The 19,633-nt window shown below is 43.4% G+C and carries 20 protein-coding genes; 4 read left to right on the plus strand and 16 right to left on the minus strand.

What is annotated here, in order from left to right; all coding sequences use genetic code 11:
- The first annotated feature begins 55 nt into the window (after positions 1 to 55).
- Together EZ437_RS18540 and EZ437_RS18545 are read left to right on the plus strand one after the other, a co-directional pair.
- The gene (locus EZ437_RS18540; protein ID WP_131597569.1) at positions 56 to 409 is read left to right on the plus strand and encodes a DUF6152 family protein; all 354 of its coding nucleotides are present in this window, start codon (positions 56 to 58) and stop codon (positions 407 to 409) included.
- 2 nt (positions 410 to 411) lie between these two features.
- Positions 412 to 903 carry a DUF6644 family protein gene (locus tag EZ437_RS18545; protein WP_205942750.1) on the plus strand — a complete coding sequence of 164 codons (492 nt, stop codon included), beginning with the start codon at positions 412 to 414 and terminating at the stop codon, positions 901 to 903.
- Positions 904 to 1,116: 213 nt separating this feature from the next.
- Here the strand turns inward: EZ437_RS18545 and EZ437_RS18550 are convergent, their stop codons facing one another.
- The 5 genes from EZ437_RS18550 to EZ437_RS21980 all read right to left on the minus strand — a co-directional run bounded on the left by EZ437_RS18550 (position 1,117) and on the right by EZ437_RS21980 (position 3,917).
- The gene (locus tag EZ437_RS18550) at positions 1,117 to 1,614 is read right to left on the minus strand and encodes a DinB family protein (protein ID WP_131597570.1); all 498 of its coding nucleotides are present in this window, start codon (positions 1,612 to 1,614) and stop codon (positions 1,117 to 1,119) included.
- Positions 1,615 to 1,669: 55 nt separating this feature from the next.
- Positions 1,670 to 2,119: an SRPBCC family protein gene (locus EZ437_RS18555; protein WP_131597571.1), complete on the minus strand. Its 450-nt coding sequence runs from the start codon at positions 2,117 to 2,119 to the stop codon at positions 1,670 to 1,672.
- Between the two features lie 191 nt (positions 2,120 to 2,310).
- The gene (locus tag EZ437_RS18560; RefSeq protein ID WP_131597572.1) at positions 2,311 to 2,544 is read right to left on the minus strand and encodes a hypothetical protein; all 234 of its coding nucleotides are present in this window, start codon (positions 2,542 to 2,544) and stop codon (positions 2,311 to 2,313) included.
- Positions 2,545 to 2,797: 253 nt separating this feature from the next.
- A complete protein-coding gene (locus EZ437_RS18565; protein ID WP_131597573.1) occupies positions 2,798 to 3,337 on the minus strand; it encodes a DUF4199 domain-containing protein in 540 nt (179 codons plus the stop codon).
- A gap of 115 nt (positions 3,338 to 3,452) precedes the next feature.
- The gene (locus EZ437_RS21980) at positions 3,453 to 3,917 is read right to left on the minus strand and encodes a response regulator transcription factor (protein WP_205942751.1); all 465 of its coding nucleotides are present in this window, start codon (positions 3,915 to 3,917) and stop codon (positions 3,453 to 3,455) included.
- Positions 3,918 to 4,027: 110 nt separating this feature from the next.
- On the opposite strand from EZ437_RS21980, the gene EZ437_RS18575 reads away from it, so the two are divergent.
- On the plus strand, positions 4,028 to 4,372 hold the full coding sequence (locus EZ437_RS18575) for a DUF1801 domain-containing protein (RefSeq protein ID WP_225869621.1): 345 nt from the start codon (positions 4,028 to 4,030) through the stop codon (positions 4,370 to 4,372).
- Between the two features lie 20 nt (positions 4,373 to 4,392).
- Here the strand turns inward: EZ437_RS18575 and EZ437_RS18580 are convergent, their stop codons facing one another.
- The 11 genes from EZ437_RS18580 to EZ437_RS18630 form a co-directional block, all read right to left on the minus strand.
- Positions 4,393 to 5,508 carry an acyltransferase family protein gene (locus EZ437_RS18580; protein WP_131597575.1) on the minus strand — a complete coding sequence of 372 codons (1,116 nt, stop codon included), beginning with the start codon at positions 5,506 to 5,508 and terminating at the stop codon, positions 4,393 to 4,395.
- A 64-nt stretch (positions 5,509 to 5,572) separates the two neighbouring features.
- Positions 5,573 to 5,947, minus strand: a complete 375-nt coding sequence (locus EZ437_RS18585) for a VOC family protein (protein ID WP_131597576.1) — start codon at positions 5,945 to 5,947, stop codon at positions 5,573 to 5,575.
- 109 nt (positions 5,948 to 6,056) lie between these two features.
- Positions 6,057 to 7,574 carry a sialate O-acetylesterase gene (locus EZ437_RS18590; protein WP_131597577.1) on the minus strand — a complete coding sequence of 506 codons (1,518 nt, stop codon included), beginning with the start codon at positions 7,572 to 7,574 and terminating at the stop codon, positions 6,057 to 6,059.
- Between the two features lie 3 nt (positions 7,575 to 7,577).
- Complete coding sequence (locus EZ437_RS18595; RefSeq protein ID WP_205942752.1) at positions 7,578 to 8,360, minus strand: sialate O-acetylesterase; 783 nt, start codon at positions 8,358 to 8,360, stop codon at positions 7,578 to 7,580.
- A complete protein-coding gene (locus EZ437_RS18600; RefSeq protein ID WP_131597578.1) occupies positions 8,360 to 9,868 on the minus strand; it encodes a metallophosphoesterase family protein in 1,509 nt (502 codons plus the stop codon). The genes EZ437_RS18595 and EZ437_RS18600 overlap by 1 nt, the downstream gene beginning before the upstream one ends.
- Entirely contained in the window at positions 9,865 to 10,812 is a 948-nt protein-coding gene (locus EZ437_RS18605; RefSeq protein ID WP_131597579.1) for a DUF5017 domain-containing protein, read from the minus strand. Before EZ437_RS18605 ends, EZ437_RS18600 begins: the two co-directional genes overlap by 4 nt.
- A 10-nt stretch (positions 10,813 to 10,822) precedes the next feature.
- Positions 10,823 to 12,382: a RagB/SusD family nutrient uptake outer membrane protein gene (locus EZ437_RS18610; RefSeq protein WP_131597580.1), complete on the minus strand. Its 1,560-nt coding sequence runs from the start codon at positions 12,380 to 12,382 to the stop codon at positions 10,823 to 10,825.
- Between the two features lie 8 nt (positions 12,383 to 12,390).
- Positions 12,391 to 15,771 carry a TonB-dependent receptor gene (locus EZ437_RS18615; RefSeq protein WP_225869622.1) on the minus strand — a complete coding sequence of 1,127 codons (3,381 nt, stop codon included), beginning with the start codon at positions 15,769 to 15,771 and terminating at the stop codon, positions 12,391 to 12,393.
- 198 nt (positions 15,772 to 15,969) lie between these two features.
- Positions 15,970 to 17,085, minus strand: a complete 1,116-nt coding sequence (locus tag EZ437_RS18620; RefSeq protein WP_131597582.1) for a FecR family protein — start codon at positions 17,083 to 17,085, stop codon at positions 15,970 to 15,972.
- Positions 17,086 to 17,162: 77 nt separating this feature from the next.
- Positions 17,163 to 17,765, minus strand: a complete 603-nt coding sequence (locus EZ437_RS18625; protein WP_225869623.1) for an RNA polymerase sigma factor — start codon at positions 17,763 to 17,765, stop codon at positions 17,163 to 17,165.
- A 124-nt stretch (positions 17,766 to 17,889) separates the two neighbouring features.
- Positions 17,890 to 18,882, minus strand: a complete 993-nt coding sequence (locus tag EZ437_RS18630) for a glycoside hydrolase family 5 protein (RefSeq protein WP_131597583.1) — start codon at positions 18,880 to 18,882, stop codon at positions 17,890 to 17,892.
- Between the two features lie 159 nt (positions 18,883 to 19,041).
- Between EZ437_RS18630 and EZ437_RS18635 the strand changes: the two genes are divergently transcribed.
- The gene (locus tag EZ437_RS18635; protein WP_131597584.1) at positions 19,042 to 19,632 is read left to right on the plus strand and encodes a hypothetical protein; all 591 of its coding nucleotides are present in this window, start codon (positions 19,042 to 19,044) and stop codon (positions 19,630 to 19,632) included.
- Position 19,633: the final 1 nt, after the last annotated feature.

Genomic DNA, 19,633 nt, shown 5'->3' on the forward strand with positions numbered 1-19,633 from the left:
ACATTTTGAATTTAACGAATTATTCACTAAATTCATTATTCAAATCCTATTGATTATGAATTATTTAAAGAACATTTCGTTGGCATTACTGTGCATGTTTTGTCTTTCATTTGCCTGGTTTCATCATGGCTGGTCCGAGTACAATCAAAAGAAAGTACTCAATTTTAAAAGTATGATAGAAGAATCCGTTTATGAAAACCCGCATGCCCTGGCCCGGGTCAAATATAAGGGCAAGTTGTACCTCGTGTACCTGGCGCCTACCTCCCGGATGACGGATCGTGGTCTAACTGCTGAAATGATCCAAAAGGGAACGCCGGTCAGGGTGGTCGCTTATCCCCACAAAACTAAAAAAGATGAAATGCGGGCCGAGCGAATCTTTGTAGCTGATGTAAAATACGAACTACGTTAAGCGTGCCATTGGTACTTTCTGATCTTTTTGCCTGGCTGGAGGACACCTCATTGGCTGCTTTCATCAGGCAGTCAATGTGGCTCTACCCCATACTTGAAATAATCCACATCGTCGGTATTACGGTATTGGTTGGTGCTGCTTTAATGTTTGACCTCAGTCTATTAGGTTCAGCAAAGCAGGTAAGGCTGTCTGGCCTGGCACAGCATTTACTGCCTTGGTCGCAAAGAGGCTTAGTATTAATTCTTCCCTCAGGGATATTGCTTTTTATTACCAATTCGAAAGCACTTGGAGTGGATCCGACTTTCTGGTTAAAGATGATTTTACTGCTTATTGCAGCAATCAATGTATTGGTATTTCACAGGCTGATCTTTCGTAAAGGCAATTTTTCAAACCCGGATATTGATCTGGTACCTGTTTCGGCAAAGATATCAGCTGTTATTTCAATAGCCATATGGTTGGGGATCATTGCCTGCGGTCGTTTGCTAGCTTATTGATTACTGATCAAAATGACATAGCAGCCAGGTATACTACATATTTTTATTCCACATCGTCATTCTAGCTGAAATTGTTCCAAAATAATAGGAAAGAATCGTTGCCTTCGTTGAAGATATATGTGAATGGCCGCTCATTTATTCCGGAAACGGCGGAGTGTACAGCATAGCTTACTTGCACAGTATACATCATTGGGTTTATGGAACACTACTAAATTACAAACTTTCTTCATAAGTCGGCCCATACAAACCCGGTACTTTGTTTCCCGTAGCGCGCAGGTAAACGATCATCTCGCCGCGATGGTGATATATGTGATTGAAAAGAAATCCACGGGCCACAATGCCCCTTGGCATGGGGCCAAGGACTACCTTTTCGCCAACTTTCATTGTCCAGTTGTTTTGCAGGTCATCCTGGGTAAGCGACTCTAATGCAGCTCTGGCTTTCTCTACATTACTTTCAAAAAGTGCCAGGGTAGCCTTGATATCATTTACGTCACCTCGCTCCAGATGGTCGGCCGCCATATCGTAAACATCTTTAGTCAGCGTGCCCACATACCAATAGTAAATGGTGGCAATATGCTGGGCCAGCTGGCCCATCGTCCAGGAAATTTCGGAAGGCTTATAATTGAGGTCTTTTTCAGGAACTGCCTGTAATAATTTACGGGTGCTGTTTGTTTCCTGTTCAAATTCTTGTTTCAGGTATTGCAGTATCATATCTCAATGGCTTATAACTACATAGACAACAAATTAAATAACAGTAAGTTTGGTACTAAGCATCCGGTATTTCAGGTTCTACCAGTTTAATCAGTTTTTCCAGTGACTCCTGCCAGCCCAGATAACACATTTCGGCTGGTATCACATCAGGTATTCCTTCCTGCAATACTTTTAGCTCTGTACCTACTGATGTTTTTTGAAACCAAACAGAAGTGGTCATGACACCAGGCAGGTTTGGGTCGTCAAATTTGTCTGTATACTTCAGAAACTCGCTAGGTTTCACCTCTAGATATTCCCCACCAAATGAATGGCCGTTACCGGTTGTGAAATTTTGAAACGACATCCTAAAACTACCCCCTACTTTAACATCTATGCTGTGCACCGTACAAAGGAAACCATAAGGTGGCAGCCATGAAGCGATCGCCAGGCTTTCTGTGAACGCGCGATACACCTTTTCAGGTGATGCCTTAATAACTCTGTGCAATGAAACTGTGTTGTCTGACATAACATTATTTTTTTAATATTCCTACTCATCTGGCTTTTCGGCTCGCCCGTTTTTGATGTGGTAGCTGCTCCACCGTACATTGATTTACTTTAACAAATATGCAGGTAAAAAAAGCTATTGAACAGGGTCATATACGACAATTTAATAGCCAATTTGCGACAGGCCGCCACAACACAGAATTTCCAGCTATATTACATACGGTAGCGGAGGGACACTGATCTTCCTATTGCTAAGACAAAATTAGCCGATAAAGCAGTCTGCCCGCTCCCTAGTGTCCAGATATTTTTTTCGTTCTTAATCAGTGTAAACTGGTCTCCGTTAAAAAGAATGGTGAACTCAGTTGTGTATTTATTTATCGATTTACCATCTATAATCTCAAATACATAGTCAGTATCCTGATAGGTAATCCGCATTTTTAATCCCATATGTCCAATTTATGCAAATCAATAAGTTTTTGATGTATTACCTGATAGCGCTACTTTATTCAGCATTCTCGTCATTGCAACTATTAAACGACAGATTTGGATTAAAGTTGCGTGAAAATCACCCCTTAAAATAATACAACAATAGATAGGTGATTGCAGCTACGATAATGATTACAAAAAACCTCTTCATTGAGGTAAAGGATTGTTTATCGTTCATACAATAAAGGTATAAAAAATTCGCATTAACTATTCATTAGTCAATAAGCTGTTCAGGTTTTGGAGTTTTTCTCTTTAAGATTAAGGCTGTAATAATGGCTACTAAAAGGCCAACAGGCAATATTTCCATGTAAGTAGCACCTGCAACGCCAAACGGAGTGCTATACCATACTTTAAACATTTCTATTTGTTTACTAATCTCTGCTACCTGTTCTGTGCTCATCTGGTTTATTTTAGTCGGACTCAGCTGGTACGCTGTGAGTCTCTCTAGGAAATCAGGGAAGAAATTATAATAAGCAATCATCCAACCAACAACATACAGGGTTGATGCGATGAGCGCCATGTATATCGACATCAAAAATGCTTTACCAAAGCTAATCACACCACCGCTAAATTTGTCACGGTAGTTTTTTACGCCTACAAATATTAGCGAGAAAGACAGTATCATGGCCGTATAGCCAAGCAGCATACTGCCTTCAAAGGAATTTTTATTATAGCAATACGCAATGGAGGCGGACATAAAGGTAGCCACGCAGATACCCGATATCAATCCGTAAATAAGTACATTTCTTTTCATGTTGATTTTATTTAGAGTTTACACTACAAATTTGAGCTTTCGCTGCATCTTCTTCCTCATACTTTAGGATGATTTTAATAAAAACAGTAATTTTAATACTAAATTGTGAGCTGTATTACGGAATGATGTTTAGCTGCCTTGCCTTTTCGACAGCCTGGGTACGGCGCTGCACCTCTAGCTTTTCAAACACTTTTGACGAATGGGTTTTAATGGTGTTTAACGATAAAAATAACCGCTCTGCAATCTGTTGATTGCTCAGCCCGTCGGCCATCGATTGCAACACTTCCAATTCGCGTTTGCTCAGACTCAGGCGGGCAAGTTCCACTTCGTTCAAGACAAAATCTTTAGTTCTGACCAGTACCTGCTTCTCTATGACTACGGTATTGGTTTTGGGACGGGTTAACTTATTAGCCAGCCAAATGCCCAGCAAGGTAAATAATATGGCAACGACACCTGCATATAACTCAAATGCATGGTCAATAACAACAATACGCCACTCCAGCCATTTCATTGTCAACAACAAAATGGCTAAGGATACCCCATACAGTATAATCGAACGGTTACGCGCAATGAATTTCAAAGTATTTTAATTATTTATTTCAGCCCTAAAAATAACGGAATTTCTTGTATCCTCATCAAACGAACCTATATTCGTGTATGCATCGGGAATTTGAGCTAAATAGCTACTATTTGAAGGAAGAAGAACCAAACAGGAGTTGCCTGCTTGCCTTACGGAGTATTATACTTGGCCAAGACACTAATATCACAGAAACAATAAAGTATGGAATGCCTTGCTTCTGCTATAAGAAAAAGATGTTTTGCTACTTGTGGACAGATAAAAAAACGCGGGAACCCTACATGCTTATGGTAGAAGGCAAGTTCCTTGACCATCCACAACTAGAAATTGGTGAACGTTCGAGAATGAAAATTTTTAGAGTTAACCCCAATAAAGATTTACCTGTAAAAGCCATAATGAGCATTTTGACAACAGCATTGGACTTATACAGGAAAGGGGTAATAAAAATCAAAGACTAAATATTGACCGTATTTCGATCCTACGCAAGTTTTTTTCGCAACCATTTGCGAACAGGCTCATCATACCATTTCAATGTGACATAGGCTAAAATAACGCTCCCTATTAAAATGAGTAAGGCATATGGCCAGGCCTGCACGATCGTTACACCTTTGTTATTGCTGACCCAGGCAACGTAAAAATAGACCAATGGATAATGTACCAGGTAAAGCGGATAAGAGATGTCGCCTAAGAATTTGCATATCCTGTTCTCTCTTTGACTTTGCATCAGGCCACTGGCACCAAGATATACGATAAACGGGAAAACGATGATAATGCAAATAGATTCATATATCCCGTTCATCCAAAGATGCTCAGCGCCGCCAATGCGCGGCATATATAGTACGATAGCTATTAAAAGGCTGCACCATAAAAAAGCATTTTTAATTCGAGTAGGCTTAGCTATGCGTGAAAGTAACAGACCGGCAAAGAAAGGGTACATGGTACGGGTTAACCCTATGTGTACCTGTTCCACATTCAGTGTCCAGCCACCACTGACGTCTCCTCTTGTGATGGCCAGGTGTGCAAGTGCGATAGCAGCGATACCTACAAGGATAGTTAATGCTGTTTTGGAAAATTTCCTGATCCAGATAGCATAAAGAATGTTGGCAATGTATTCAAAGAACAATGACCATCCCACGCTGTTCAGGGGATGCATCTCTTGCCAGCCACGTATGTCAAGCGATAATGGTATGGGCAGGATCGTATAACTGATCAGCAGCACCAGCATCATCTTCCAGACAGGAATAGTATGAATTAGCGGCCAGATCGTTGAATCTGTAAAATAGAATCCGATAGCGCCGAGGGTCATCCCAAAAACCACCATTGGTTGAAGACGTACGATACGGCGTTTGAAGAAATTGCCCACCGTCATTTTATGACATCTGTCGTCATAGGCATAGCCCATCACAAAGCCCGACAATAAAAAGAAAAAGTCTACAGCGAGATAACCGTGATTGACAAGAATATCTAATTTACCGATAGCTAATGGCTCTGCCAGGTGAAAGGTTACGACGATAATTGCTGCGACACCACGAAGGCCATCTAATATGGGGTAATGTGGCTTGGTGGCCAATTCATTGGTTAGGTCAGTTGTCATGTAAAAGGCTGTAAAAATTCATACTGTTTCATCCTGTTTCTCAGGAGCACCGTAGCTTGCTTAACTAAGAAAATTCTCCGAAATGCCAAAGTATCCCTGAAGGATCGTGAAGAAAACATTCCTGTCCCCAGCTTTCTATCCTGATAGGGACAAGTCTGACTTCAGGGTATTTGATGTTTAATTCCATCGAAATCAATGTATCCCAGACCTCCTGTACATTTTCAACCTCTATGAACAACATGGTGTTGTCTACCCATTCCTTTACATAGGCATTCTGCAAATAAAAACCCAGTTCTCCCCATCTGAATAATGACAGCCCCGTGTCTAAAACAGTTTCATTGAAGCCCAAATCGTTATAGAAATTTCTTGACCTTTCAAAGGTTTTACTACCGATGAACGGCCGGATCGACACGGGTTTATTTTGACTAAGATTATTCATTACTTACTGTATTTATATAATAATGCTGCTATCATTAATCCAAATATAAAAAAATCTAGATACCCCTACGCCGAATATGTTAAAATGCAGACCGGTCATATGAATTTAATTACTTTTTATAGTTCACAGAAAACGGGAAAGCAGGTAAATTATCACCATTATACAACTGTACCTGGATGGTATTCCGGTATAGATACCGGACATGTTTCGGCTGGCTGATGGAAGGATGGAATACCTCTAGTTCAGACTTTACTATTTTCGCCTCGGCCTGTACGAATTTGCCATCTGCACCTGCAATATAAACCTCCTCCATTGGCCCATCCTTTATATGCAGACCTTTCGCGTGATCAAAGCCGATGAAAAACCGATTGCCCCGTGCCTTTATATATTTAAAAGCGGGACAAAATGCGGCTATGTTTTTCTTCCCATAAACCTGGTTCAGGGCCATTCCGGCAAATCGCAGGCCATAGGGTTGCTTATTGGTCGGATGCACATCGTCCAGATTCCCCAGATCCATGTTGCATACCACATACACATTATTCAACAGGCTTTGGCGAAGCTGTGCATCTCGAAGCTGGTAGGCTTTTGCTTCATCCTCATAGGTAAATGCCGTAAGCTGGCCAACAATCACTGGGAGGTTTGGCTGATCAAACGCGCCCCGCCAGGAGGTAATCAATGCGGTCAACTGCAGTTCATATTCTTCAGCCCATGCCACACTGCTGGTTCCCTGGTACCAAAGCATTCCTGACAATGCAAATGGCGTCACAGTGGCTGTCATACCATTGTATAAAACGCCATGCTGCCGGTGCGGACGTCTCATCATGTACATACTTTGTGGCACTTTAGGCTTGCTTCCTTTCTTTGTTTTTGCATACTCCTGCACTGCCTTTGTGTACTTGATACTATCAGCTTCGTAAGCCGCCGTCCATTGCTTCCATCTGGCAACACTGTTTTGTAAAACAGGATCTTCGGAAAGCGTAGAGCCCGGCAACCAGCTCTCGATGCTTACTCCGCCCCAGGACACATTGATGATACCTACAGGAACTTTTAGTTTTTTCTGCAATTCTACTGCGAAATAATAGGTCATTGCCGAGAATTCTCCCAAACTTTCCGCTGTGGAAATTTCCCATTTGCTTTCCTTAGCTGAATAACTATGCATTTCTTTCCGGGAGATCGCCCTTTTAGGTTTAAATAACCGGATTTGAGGATGATCTACTTGCAACTGCGTAGTATTCCACTGGGAATCCTGGCGCAATCGAAAGGCCATATTTGATTGCCCGGAGCTAATCCAAACTTCACCAAGCAATACATCTGTCAGTTTTACACTATCTTTTCCAATGATCGTGAGGTCATAAGGTCCTCCGGCTGCCGGTGTATTTACCATCACTTTCCAATTTCCGCCGGCATCGGCAACTGTTTGATAATTCTTTTTATCCCATCCGGTTAAGATGGAAATTTTCCGGCCCGGCTGCTCCATTCCCCAAAGCGGCACAGCACTTTTCTGCTTCAAGACCATGTGACTGGAAATGATATCCGGCAGCACTACCTGGGCATAGCCAGATAATACTACCGAAAAGTTGAGTAATGATATAAATAGCGATATTTTTTTTATACGGGAAGTTTGCATGCGTTATTTATGAGGATGTTGCATTTCAATCATTTTTTCGGCAAACCGACGGCCTAAGCTGTTTGCTGAAGTTGCATCAAGATGGGTGCTGTCACCCTTGTGAACCAAACCTTCTGAACTGACAAGTCCGGTGACCGGAATAAGACCGGGTACTTTTGCCAGTTCCGTATTGATCAATGCGTACTGCGGCCTGTACCTGCCCAATTCTCCAACGACGAAGGGCACATTCGGATCACCAACTTCTTTTCTAACCCTGCTGACGAGCGTGTCCAGTTGCATTAAATAAGTTTTTGATTTCTGTACGGAGCTGTTCCCTTCGCCCTGATGCCAGAGGATGCCTTTAACCGTTCCGGATTTCATGGCCTCTTTGATCCTTGTCAGGGCATCATCATAGGGATGTGTCTTTGTGGCCTTATCATATGCACCCGGCTGCCAAAGCTCGATGGAGGTACCCCCTACCGCGCATGGAACTAATCCGATTGTAACATTAGGGTTGGCCTCAGCCATCGCTACTCCAAAGGCTAGTCCGGGTCCTACACCAGCAGCCTTAGGCTTATCAAAATGTAAAGGATGTTTGGCAAGTATCCAGTGGTAATCCTTGTCCAGCATAAAAACTCTGGGATTCCCCGCAAGTTGCTCTTCTGGGGTAATCACCCCTCTTCCTGCCATATTCGATTGCCCGATGAGGATATAGAGCTCAAAATTTGGATCGATCTTTTCCTGTCCTGCGACGCTGCTAATGATTAGGACTAAAAGACCCATCAGTGTAATTCGGAATTTCATCATTATTTTAATTGAATGCTTACTTTTTTAATGGCATTGGCTTGAACATCTGCTTTAACGTCCACAATGGAATAGGCGCCGCTATCAAACTGCTGATGCACCAGACCACCAGTCACCGTATATACGCCTTTTTTCATAACAAAGCGAACCCTGCAAGAGGGTAGTAATGCCGACAGTTTGTTATCTATAATCGCTTCATTGCTAACGGCGGTACCGGTATTACCTGCTTTAAAGTTTAGTGTTAGGTTTAGTTTGATCTTATCATAGGTTTCAATAGGGTTCGAGCAAAAACGGAGCGGTTCACTGTATTCAAATTTTTCGCCATCAATGCGGATGATCCGGAAAAGTCCGAGGATTTTTTCCCATCGGTGGTTTTCACCGCTTCTTGCCACCACGCCCGGACGGATCCGAATGGTCGGAGTCCTTCCCAAGGTGTCTGCATGCGGTGTGTGGATGTGGCCGTTGACAATCAGTCCAACTTTCTGCTGATTGATGAATGCGGTATCAGCTCTATCATGCCGGTGCTGGGCCATGATCCGGAGCTGTCCTTTTCCATAGGTGTTTAGAAAGTTATGCAGTGCTTTTCCCTGCAGTCCGGACATCGGCTTTTTATTGGGTATGTCATTTACCGGGTCTCCCAGGTAGTCGTCGATAAACATAAACCGGGTGCCTGCGTAGGCAAGTCCGGATACCCGGATACCGCACAGGACATTCCATTGGGCAGCTTTGGCGGGGTGATCATCTTCCTTCATCCCGTAAAAATCATGGTTGCCGGGAACAGAAAACACCGGGGCGTTGATGTACTGAACACCGCGGTATCCTTTGGCGCCTTCAAAATAGTTCCTGTATTTTTCTTCTATTGTAGGCAGTTTGGTGTATCCTTTAATGGTATCGCCTCCCCATCCGCGCGCATCTTTATTGAAGCGGGTATAGTCATGTATCAGGTCCCCGGTAACAACAACCAGATCGGGTGAAATGATATTGGCAACGGTGATAAAGCGATCCAGAAGTTGGAGTTCTTCAGCAAAACCATCGTCTGCCGGCCCGACCCAATTGCGGGAAACATGCGTATCGGTGATGTGTATGAAACTATGTTTGGCAGAGAATTCCCTGAGCAGCTTCACGGAACGGCGCGACACCTCCACCGTTCCCGCAGTGTACACCACCAGGTCATACATGTCCTCCGGGCGACCAGCCGGAACGGCTACCCATATTTTATTGTTGGTGTACATTCTGGTGTAAGAGTCATACTCGAACCTTCCTTTTGAGATAGAATCTACTTTGAGCCTGACCTGGCTATAGGGCCCTTTCAGAACCACCGAGTCTATTGGGTATTGCCCTTTATTGTTGTACAGGATGTGAAACTGGGTGCCTGTTTTTACAATAGCAGGTGATGCCCTGAAGGGATAAACGATGCTGCCTGCCGGAATGAAAGACTGTGCAAAAGCGCTCAGATTTATCAGGCAGAGTACAGTAAAAGATAAATTTTTAACGGTATTGAATACGCTCATGGTTCTATAGTGATTTCGATTTCCTTTACAGCCGTCTTCTTTCCGTCGATCCGATGGTTGGACGTAGCGAATACAGCCTTATATTTCCCTGGCTTGGTGTATACATGACTGTAAACCGGCACTAATGTCTCAGAAATAGATTTAATTGGAACACTTTTATCAGGCCCTAATATTACTGTATTTAAATCAACAGCTTTACTGATGGCCCAGGCCTCGGTCTCTACCAATTTTCCCTCTGTCGTGGCGTTGCCACGAAGGGTAACCAATCCGCTGTTTACATTAACCGTATTTCGCCCTGCTTCCAAAACTGCACCACTTTCTACCAAAGTCCAGGCTCCGGATAGCTGATCAATTGCGGTAGTCTGACCTATATCCGTTAATGTTTTCAGCTCCAACTCTCTCACATCCCAATTTCTCTGTGTTCCGTTCGGGCCGCTTGCAGCTGTCTGGGGCTTCGTGATGTAACGAAACCCTACATAAAGGGGCTTTGCTTTATCTGTTACGAGCGGCGTAAGGTCTACTTCTCCTGAAGAGGTCCACACCGTATTTACCGTGGATAAGGTAACCAGCTGGGTGATGTCTTTAAAATCCCCCGCCCTGACCGATTCAATATCGAACTTCCCATTGAAATCGTTCGATACATGAACGCTGAACTGATTTGGCTGGTTGCCGTTCCTTACACGTGTCTGAAAGGCAAGACTAAAGGATTTGATATCCAAAGTTCTCCCGCCAATGTAGGCATAGTCATTTCCGTATTCACCTGAGTAAAACGAAATGAAATCGGGATTGCCTTCCATATTGAAAACCACCGTGTCACCCACTTTGGCGGTTGGTGTATTGACGGTGGCATTAAATTCGGGTGTTTCTATGTTGTCTTTCTTACAACTGATCATTAACAATGCCACCAGCACCATTAATTTTCCTGTTAGATATTTTGTGTTCATATACAATCTGTTAATAGCCTGGGTTTTGTCTCATTAAACTATTTAAGTTCAATTCTATAGTTGGAATGGGAAGCAGCAGATTACGCGCCTTTACATTGGTGTATCCTGTTGCGCCATATTGAAGATTGGTGGGTGCATTTGATAAAATATCATTTTCCACATCCTTCATTACTCCAATAAATATTCCCCATCTGATCAAATCGAATTTACGGGTTGCTTCATAACAAAGTTCTCTCGACCGTTCATCCTGGATAATTCTTCTAAAACTATCTTTATCTGAAGCATCTGAAGGGGTAAAATCTCTGGCTTTGGCCCTGGCCCTTACCTGATTAAGTGCTGTAAAAGCGGCGGCCGTTGGGCCGTTTATTTCATTTTCTGCTTCTGCATACATCAGCAGCACATCAGCATAACGCAACAGTGGAAAATTAGTGGGACCCGCATTCGAATTCCTGCTGCCCGATATTTCTTCCTGAATGCGCCATTTTCCTGTATCCCTGATGTATATAGCTGTAGCAGGATGAGGGAGCGTATCGTTTAATGACTCGCTTTTAATGTCCGGGAAATAATACGTAGCGATATTCCTGTCCCTGCGCACATCATGCGGATCATCATATCTCCGGTACAATATTCCTGTCGCACCTACTTCGGCATAACCATATAATGGGCCAGACTGATTGCGGACAGATAACTTCTTGGCAAACCAGCCACCTGTTTGTAGTGGATTGCCGATTCCGTTTCCGGCGATCTCTACTTCCCAGATACACTCTGCAATATCATATTTATCCTGGGTGAGGTTGATGAACACCTGCGCATAATTGGGGTTCAAGCTGTGTACACCGCTTTGGATCACCTTGTCTGCCCACATTTTCGCATCCTCAAACTTAGCGACATCGTTTAATGGAGCACCCGCCATTTTAAGGCAAACGCGTGAAAGGATACCCCAAACAGCGGCCTTAGTTACCCTGCCAGAACCATCTTTTCCAATACCGGCATTTACCAGTCCTTCTGCAATGATCATATCGCCAAGGATCTGATCGTAAACCTTAGTTTGCGGAGTACGCGCATTTTTTACGTAGATACCGGATTTTGTGGGTTTTAAGATGAGGGGTACATCACCCCATAGATGTACCAGCTGGAAATAAAGGAATGCCCGTAAAAATAAAGCTTCTCCCCTTATCCTGCCTCTTTCTGTCTCGTCCATTACGGGACGGTTTATATTTTCAAGCAATAAGTTCGCATTGTTAATTCCTTCATATAAGGAACTCCAGGTAGCGGTAATGGTAGAATTAGAGCCGTCGGCATTATACACAATCGGATCTACTTGAGCGGTGGACCGCTTATAAAATGCTTCGTCTGTACCAAAGGCCAGGTCAAATACCAGGTTTCTGCTATAGGTGCCTGTATTGTTAAGGATGCTATATATCCCCGTAAGGGCCTGATCCAGGTCTTTTGGCGACTCAAAAAATGTCTCTGGCGTAGTAAAATCTGTGGGATCTACCGCCAGATACTTTTTACAGGAGCTTACCGTAAGCAGGATAATAAAGATGGGTAGTAAATATTTAGCTTTCATGACTTATATTAAAAAGTAAGATTAAGACCAAGGGTTAATGTTCTGGCGCGGGGATAAACAGACCAGTCGAATCCAGGGGTTAATGCCGAATTATACGCAGAAACCTCAGGATCATATCCTTCATATTTGGTCCAGGTAAACAAATTCTGAGCAGATGCATTGACCCTTAATGAATTAATCCTTAATGATCTTACAAATTTCTGCGGCAACTGGTAGCCTAATGACACTGTTTTTAATCGTAAGAATGAACCATCTTCGATAACCCGGCTGGAATACGCATATGGCCCCCAACCGCCTGTTCTATAGTATTTGTTACTCGGATTTTCCGGCGTCCACCTGTCGGCATAAGTAGCAAACATATTTTGCGACGCACGACCATGACCTTCAAATACCAGCCTGTTTGCGTTGAACACATCGTTTCCAGCCGACCATTGAAAGAATACATTCAGATCGAAGCCTTTGTAAGCGAAATTATTGGAGAAGCCACCGATATAATCAGGGTTGGGATCACCAATAATGGTATAGTCGGCAGAATTGGTAATTCCGTCACCATTCATGTCACGGTACTTGATGTCCCCGGGCTGAATGTCTTCGCGGTCATCGCCGTTTGATGGCTGATCTGCCTTTAGCAGATATTTTCCTGAAGGGAGCAGGTTAAAATCGTTTACCTGGTAATTGCCTTCCCAGATCAAACCATAAAACATCCCAATAGGTTCTCCTATTTTGGCAACAAAGCCTGCGAGGTTTCTGTAATTGGTGTCCCAGTTGATCTGGCTCACAAGCGCCTGCTCATTTTCTGCAAGTTCAAGCACCTTGTTCTTATTGAAGGAAATATTGAAACTGGTGGTCCATGAAAATGCTTTGGTCCTGATGTTCGTGGTTTCTAAAGTAAACTCCAACCCATCATTCCTCACCCTTCCGATATTTTTATAGGAGCTTGAAAATCCCAGCGTTGGTGGCAAACGCGCATCCAACAATAAATCATTGGTAGTCTTACGGTACGCATCTACCGTAAGATTTGCCCGGCTGTCAAAAAAAGAAAGTTCTAAACCGATATCTGTTTGGACAGTAGTTTCCCATTTCAGCTCATCGTTACCCAACTCTACAGGGATAAGCCCCCGGGAAATACCATTGCCGAATGGATAAATGGCGCCATTAGACAAGTTGAGGGTAGACCTCCAGGCATGGTCGTTTACCCGGTTATTACCTGTTGCCCCTATGGTAGCTTTTAGTTTGGCATCTGAGATAACTTTTTGCAGCGGCTTCATAAATTTTTCCTTGCTGAAGCGCCATGCTAAGCCTCCGGCAGGAAAATAACCCCATTTAAGGCCAGGGGCGAACTTGGATGAGCCATCCGAACGCATGGAAAATGTAGCCAGGTACTTCGATCCGTAATTGTACTGTACCCTGCCTAAGAAAGAGGCAAGTGTGGATGAGGTAGACCTCGATGCAATGCTATTTGGAATCCCCTCATCCAAACCGGATACACCAAGTGGTTCGTTTGGAACGAAGATGGCGGTTGCCCCAAAAGCGCTGGAAGTCCTGCCCTGAATGGTAAATCCGGCCACAGCATTTAGCTGGTGATATTTTCCATACTTCTTATTGTAAGTGACGGTATTCTCATTTAAATAATTGTTTACTTCCGAAAACGATACACTACCACTGACACCGGTTGCCTGCCCCTGAGGGGTAATCGGACTGCCGGCGCGGGTATTTGAACCATCAAATGAATTAAATTTTGTCATCTCCCTGGTGATGCCCCCGGACAACCTGAAGGTAAAATCATTTAATTTGTATTCTCCATAGCCATTAGCTGTCAGCACATTCCCCAACCGATCCCTTAGCATATTTTCGTAGTTCTTTAGCGGATTGAAACGCTGATCATTTATCATATCAATAGAAAGATCCATATCCTCCTCCCCTACGTCAATTCCCGGGTTTCCGTTTACTGGCCTGTATCCCCACACACTATACATCAGCGCTTCGGACAAGAATGATCCTTCTCCCGGAATAGGTGAACCTCCGAACTGTTTGGTAGCACTGTAATTTACGTTCCCGCTTACCGTAAAATTATCACTTACCTTTTGCGTTAAACGGAGGCGCCCCTGATAGCGGTTGAAACCAGAGGAGACCATGATCCCCTGCTGATCTAAGAAGTTGCCTGAAAATGCATATCTGGTACCTTTTGTTCCGCCATTAATCGATAAACTGTGGCTTTGCTGCGGTGAATCTTCAAACATACGGTCCTGCCAGTTTACAGCTTGTACGTTACGGTACGCGTCGAGGTTTGGACGTTCATCATTGAAATACAAGGTATCGTACATGATTGGATCCAATCTTTCAGACTGGTACCTGACAAACTCATAGGAGTCAAATACGCTAATTCGCTGAATGACCCTCTGGTTTCCGTAATTTCCATCATAAGAAACAACCGCTGTGCCCTCTTTACCAGATTTGGTGGTCACAATGATGACTCCGTTAGAGCCCCGGGCTCCGTAAATTGCCGTGGCTGCGGCATCCTTCAAGACTTCAATCGATTCCACATCATTCGGATTGATCGAGTTATTGTCGGGATTTTCAATGGGAAATCCGTCAATTACATAAAGCGGGGCATTGGTACCCGTAATGGAGTTAGCCCCTCTAATGATGATATTTATGTTAGATCCAGGCTGCCCATCTACCGAAGTTACCTGGACACCTGCAACACGGCCCGCTAAAGCCTCCTCAAAGGACCTTACCGGTGCCTTTTTCAGGTCATCCATGTTTACTGAACCCACAGAACCTACCAGGTCCCTTTTGGTAGCCCTGCCATAGCCGATCACGACCATCTCTTCAAGCTGCGAGACAGATTCTTTGAGCATCACATCCACAATTCTTCTTCCCGCCAGCGGGATCTCTTTCGTCTCAAAGCCAATGGACTTAAATATCAGTACCTCATTTCCTGCGGGTACGTTTATCACATATTTTCCCTCTCCATCGGTGGTTACGGCAATGGTGCTGCCTTTGACCGTAATGACGACCCCAGGTATGGAACGGCCGATAGTGTCTGTCACCCTGCCCCGGATTTCAGACTGGATTGCTACTATTATTTTCTTTTCTTTGATAATTACTGTTTTTTCCTCGATTATGAAAGTGTATGGCTGATTTTTAAAGCATTGCTCCAATACTTCTGTAACCGACTGATTTTTTACATGGATATCCACCGGACTGGCCTTTTCCAGCATCTTGATGTTATATATGAAATGATATCCTGTTTGTTTTCTGATATCAGTTAAAATCTGAGAGAGCGAAGCCCGTTTGAGGGACAAGGTCACCTTTTGAGCAAAGCCGGCCGCGGTAACCTGCATTAGACAAACCGTTACTAAAACGAAGGTTAATTTAGCGCGCATAATCCATTTTTTTTTGTTTGGCGTTATTGTACCGGGTGAAGCGTCATTGATTCGTACATGAAAATTCATACATTTGTTGTGTTTTGTCTGGTTTAAATTTGTTATGATGGCAATATTTTAGGCTTTCAAAGCATCTGCCGGGGGTGGTTCGAAGCACTCCTGGCTCTTTTTATCCGAAAGCAGGCATAGCTGGTAGCGTTATGGCATAACAGTTATCCTCCTTCCTTTGGCCTTAAAGTGTACAGTTCCGGTATATTCCAGCATCTTCAGCACTTTTGCCGCCTCCTCAAACCTGGATACTGAACCTGTGAAGCGCTGGTTGACAAAGTCTTCCGTATACTCAACTTCAATGTCATACCAGCGGGAGAGTTTACGCATGATACTTTTTACATCTTCATCGTTGAACTGGAAATAACCATGTCTCCAGGCCAGGGCCTCTTCAAGATCTGTATTTTTTACACTGATTTCCTTAGTATGGTTGTTGAACAGCGATTGTTCCCCGGGTTTGATGACCACTGTGCTTTTTCCGAAACTAACTTTAACTGAACCCTCAAACAGCGTAGTTTTGGTTACTCCTTCTTCTGGATAGGTGCTGAGGTTGAAATGCGTGCCCAAAACTTCAATGGTCTGTCCTGAGCTGACTACCTTGAAGGGTTTGTGTTTATTTACTGCTACTTCAAAGTAAACCTCTCCCGACACTTCTACGACTCTTTCCGTTCCATTGAACATTGTTGGAAATTTAAGGAAGGATGCGGCGTTCAGCCAAGCCCGGGTCCCATCTGGCAGCTCAATCTGGTATTGTCCACCTCTTGGGGTTCTCAGTGTATTGAACCTCACTTCCTGGTTGTTTGCAGCGCCGGAAGCTGCATAGCTCAGTCTGCCGTCCCCAAGTTCTGTGATGACAGCCCCGGTTTGCTTAGTCAGCAGCCCGGTGTGATCCTGTGCAAGCGGCATAACCGAACCATCTTCTAAAATCAACTCTGCTTTATTACCCCCCGGTAAGATCTTATTAGTGCTAACCTGGGCTGGCTTTTGCATACCTGTTTGCTGATCGGAATAATAAAAAAAGGTGCAGAGCAGCAGACAAGCCGCGGCAGCAGCAATCAACGGCCAGTGGTTTTTTCTAACCGGTTTGCCCGATTTCTCCAGTTCTTTCCAAATCTCCTGGTCAAGCAGTTCATAATCTATAAGGTCGTTCGCATTGTCGTCAGAGCCTGCTGCCGAATTGTACCAAGACTCCAGCAGCGCACGTTCCTCCGGCGTACAGGTATTGTCGAGGTATTTTTTAATTAACGCTTCTGATTTTCTGCTCATAACTTATCCGCATATCGGGCTTGTATGGTAGAGTAGGTTTACCGGAAGGAAAGTGGTAGAAGAATTATAAAATTATTTTAGAGAATCCAAAAAAACAGGAATAAACATATTCCGCCAAGTTTAGGGCGCAGAATCTTAAGCGCATTATAGATTTGTTTTTTTACTGTTTGATGGGAAATATCCATCTCTGTACTGATTTGCTGATGGCTGAAATGTGATTTGCGGCTGAGCTCAAATACTTCACGCATTTTTGCAGGCAGCATGGAGATTTCACGCTCAATGATCTTGCTCAGCTCATTTTCCCTTATTGTATCATCAGTGGTGTATTCCCCCTGATGGATGAAGCTTTCCAGGGACTGCAAATGCCGGTCCTGAACTTTACGTTTATCAATGAGATCAAAGACCTTATACCTGACCATTCCATATAAGTAAGCAGAGAAGGTAGATTGGATGACCAGATGCCCTGACTTATTCCACAGGATTACAAAAAGGTCTTGCACCAAGTCTTTTGCCTCTTCATCATTTGAAAGCATTTTCCTCGCATGCCGAAACAGGATTGCCCAATAACGGTGATATAATTCCTCATAGGCAGTTCGATCGCTAAATTTCAGCAATTCCAGCAACGCTTCATCAGCGAGATTTTTATAAGCCTTCAAACGATGCTCCATTTTACCTTCCATTTGGTCAACAAAGATAAACTCAGTATGTTAAGTTAGAATTAATAAATTAGTTAGCGAAAATTAATTTAAGAATTTTTTCAGGAGTAAAGCTGAGACGAAAAAGAACGCTATGGAAGGACTGGAACTATTTATTGAACACACGCAGCTGCTTACGGATATAAAGTCCCGCAGGGGTCAGTTGCTCCGGGGTCCAGTTGCCCTTTACACGGGCACCAGGAAACAGCAGCGCTGTTGTCTCCTTTTTATCTGTGATATTCCAGTTTGCTGAGCTCAATTTGTTTTTCTCCATCCAGTTCCACCAGGCTGTAGTTTTCGCAAGGTCAAATACACCGTTACCATTTGCCTCTCCTACTCCCCATTCAGTTACAAATAACGCCAGACCTGCTTGAATAGCTGCATCTGCTTTGGCCATTAGCTTCTCCTGATGATTGGGATCAGATGCATAAAAATGAAAAGAATAGGCAATATTTTTAAAGCCCGTAACCGGATCTTTGGCCGCTATATCCACATCCTGGTCCCATCTTGGTGAACCTACCACTATCACATTTTTCGGGTCGTTTTTCCGGATTTCTGTAATCACCTCTACGGCATAGGTCTTCACAATCTTCCAATCGATCTTTTCCGGTTCGTTCCAAATCTCATAGATCACATTGGGCACACCGGCATATCTTTTACTCATTTTTCTGAAGAAAGCTTTTGATGCTTCGAGATTGACATTGGCATGGTGGTCATGCCAATCGATCAGCACATAAATACCGGCTGCAATAGCCGCATCAACTACCGAGGTTATCATTTTTTCCTGTACTTCAGGTTGCTGAAGGTAGCCGCCCCGAGGCTCGACTGCCATAGAAACACGGATCAGATTGATGTTAAAATCAGCCTTCAGCCAGCGAACTACGTCCGGGTTATAATATTTCTTTCCTCCCCATACACTCCAGGACAGACTGATTCCACGCAATTGGGGTGGCAGACCATGGCGATCAAGCATTTTACCATTCTCAATATGTAAAGCACCATGCTGTTTCAGCGCGTCAGTTTGCGCATCGCACCATACACTAGAGCTTACAAGCAGTATCGTCAGCATGCAACGCGTTACAGCAGTGAAATTGATTACCATAATCTAATAAATTAAATGCTAATTTAGGCATTATCCTATTGTCATTTGCTTAAAAAACCATCCTTAAATGTTAAATTACTATTCTGAAAAACATTGATCTCCATAAAAATGACTTACAACCAAAAAAATCGTTACCTTTAAGTAACCGATCACAACCTTATGAAAGTTCTCACCATAATCATCGCACTAATTACTGGTTTTTCTGTTACAGCACAAATTAAAACAACAACTACTGCGACTGCTGATGGTTCTAAATCCGCTAGTTTTAGTCTTGAATTAGGAAAGCCCAGCACTACTATTACTGCCCAGGTCAATTTTGAATATCCCAATGGCATCACTCCCGAACCTTTAGTTTATAAGAAAGGTGGCAATCGGAAAACCTATATTTTAGTAGCAAATGAGACCGTAGCGGGTATGTCAAAATTTGAGATCGATATTTTCACAGGTAATAAAACACTATCAAAGTCGACACTTTTGGTATGGTTGTCTGCTACTAGTCCTAGTAAAGGAAGTCTAACTAACGGGACATATAATTATAGTACCAAAGGCCCAGCAGAAAGGCAGGAGTATGAATTTTCTGGGACTGTTAAGCTTGGAGATGTTGATGTACCAATAACAGGCGGATCGTTTTCAGTGAGCAGCTGGGATAAACGTATCGCTATCAAGTACAATCTGACCTTGAACAACGGAGTTAAAACTACCGGTGAATATAATTCTGACTATGAAAAAGAAGATAGGCGTAAGTTGTGAC

It is taken from the genome of Pedobacter psychroterrae (assembly GCF_004331695.1).
Classification (GTDB): Bacteria; Bacteroidota; Bacteroidia; order Sphingobacteriales; family Sphingobacteriaceae; genus Pedobacter; species Pedobacter psychroterrae.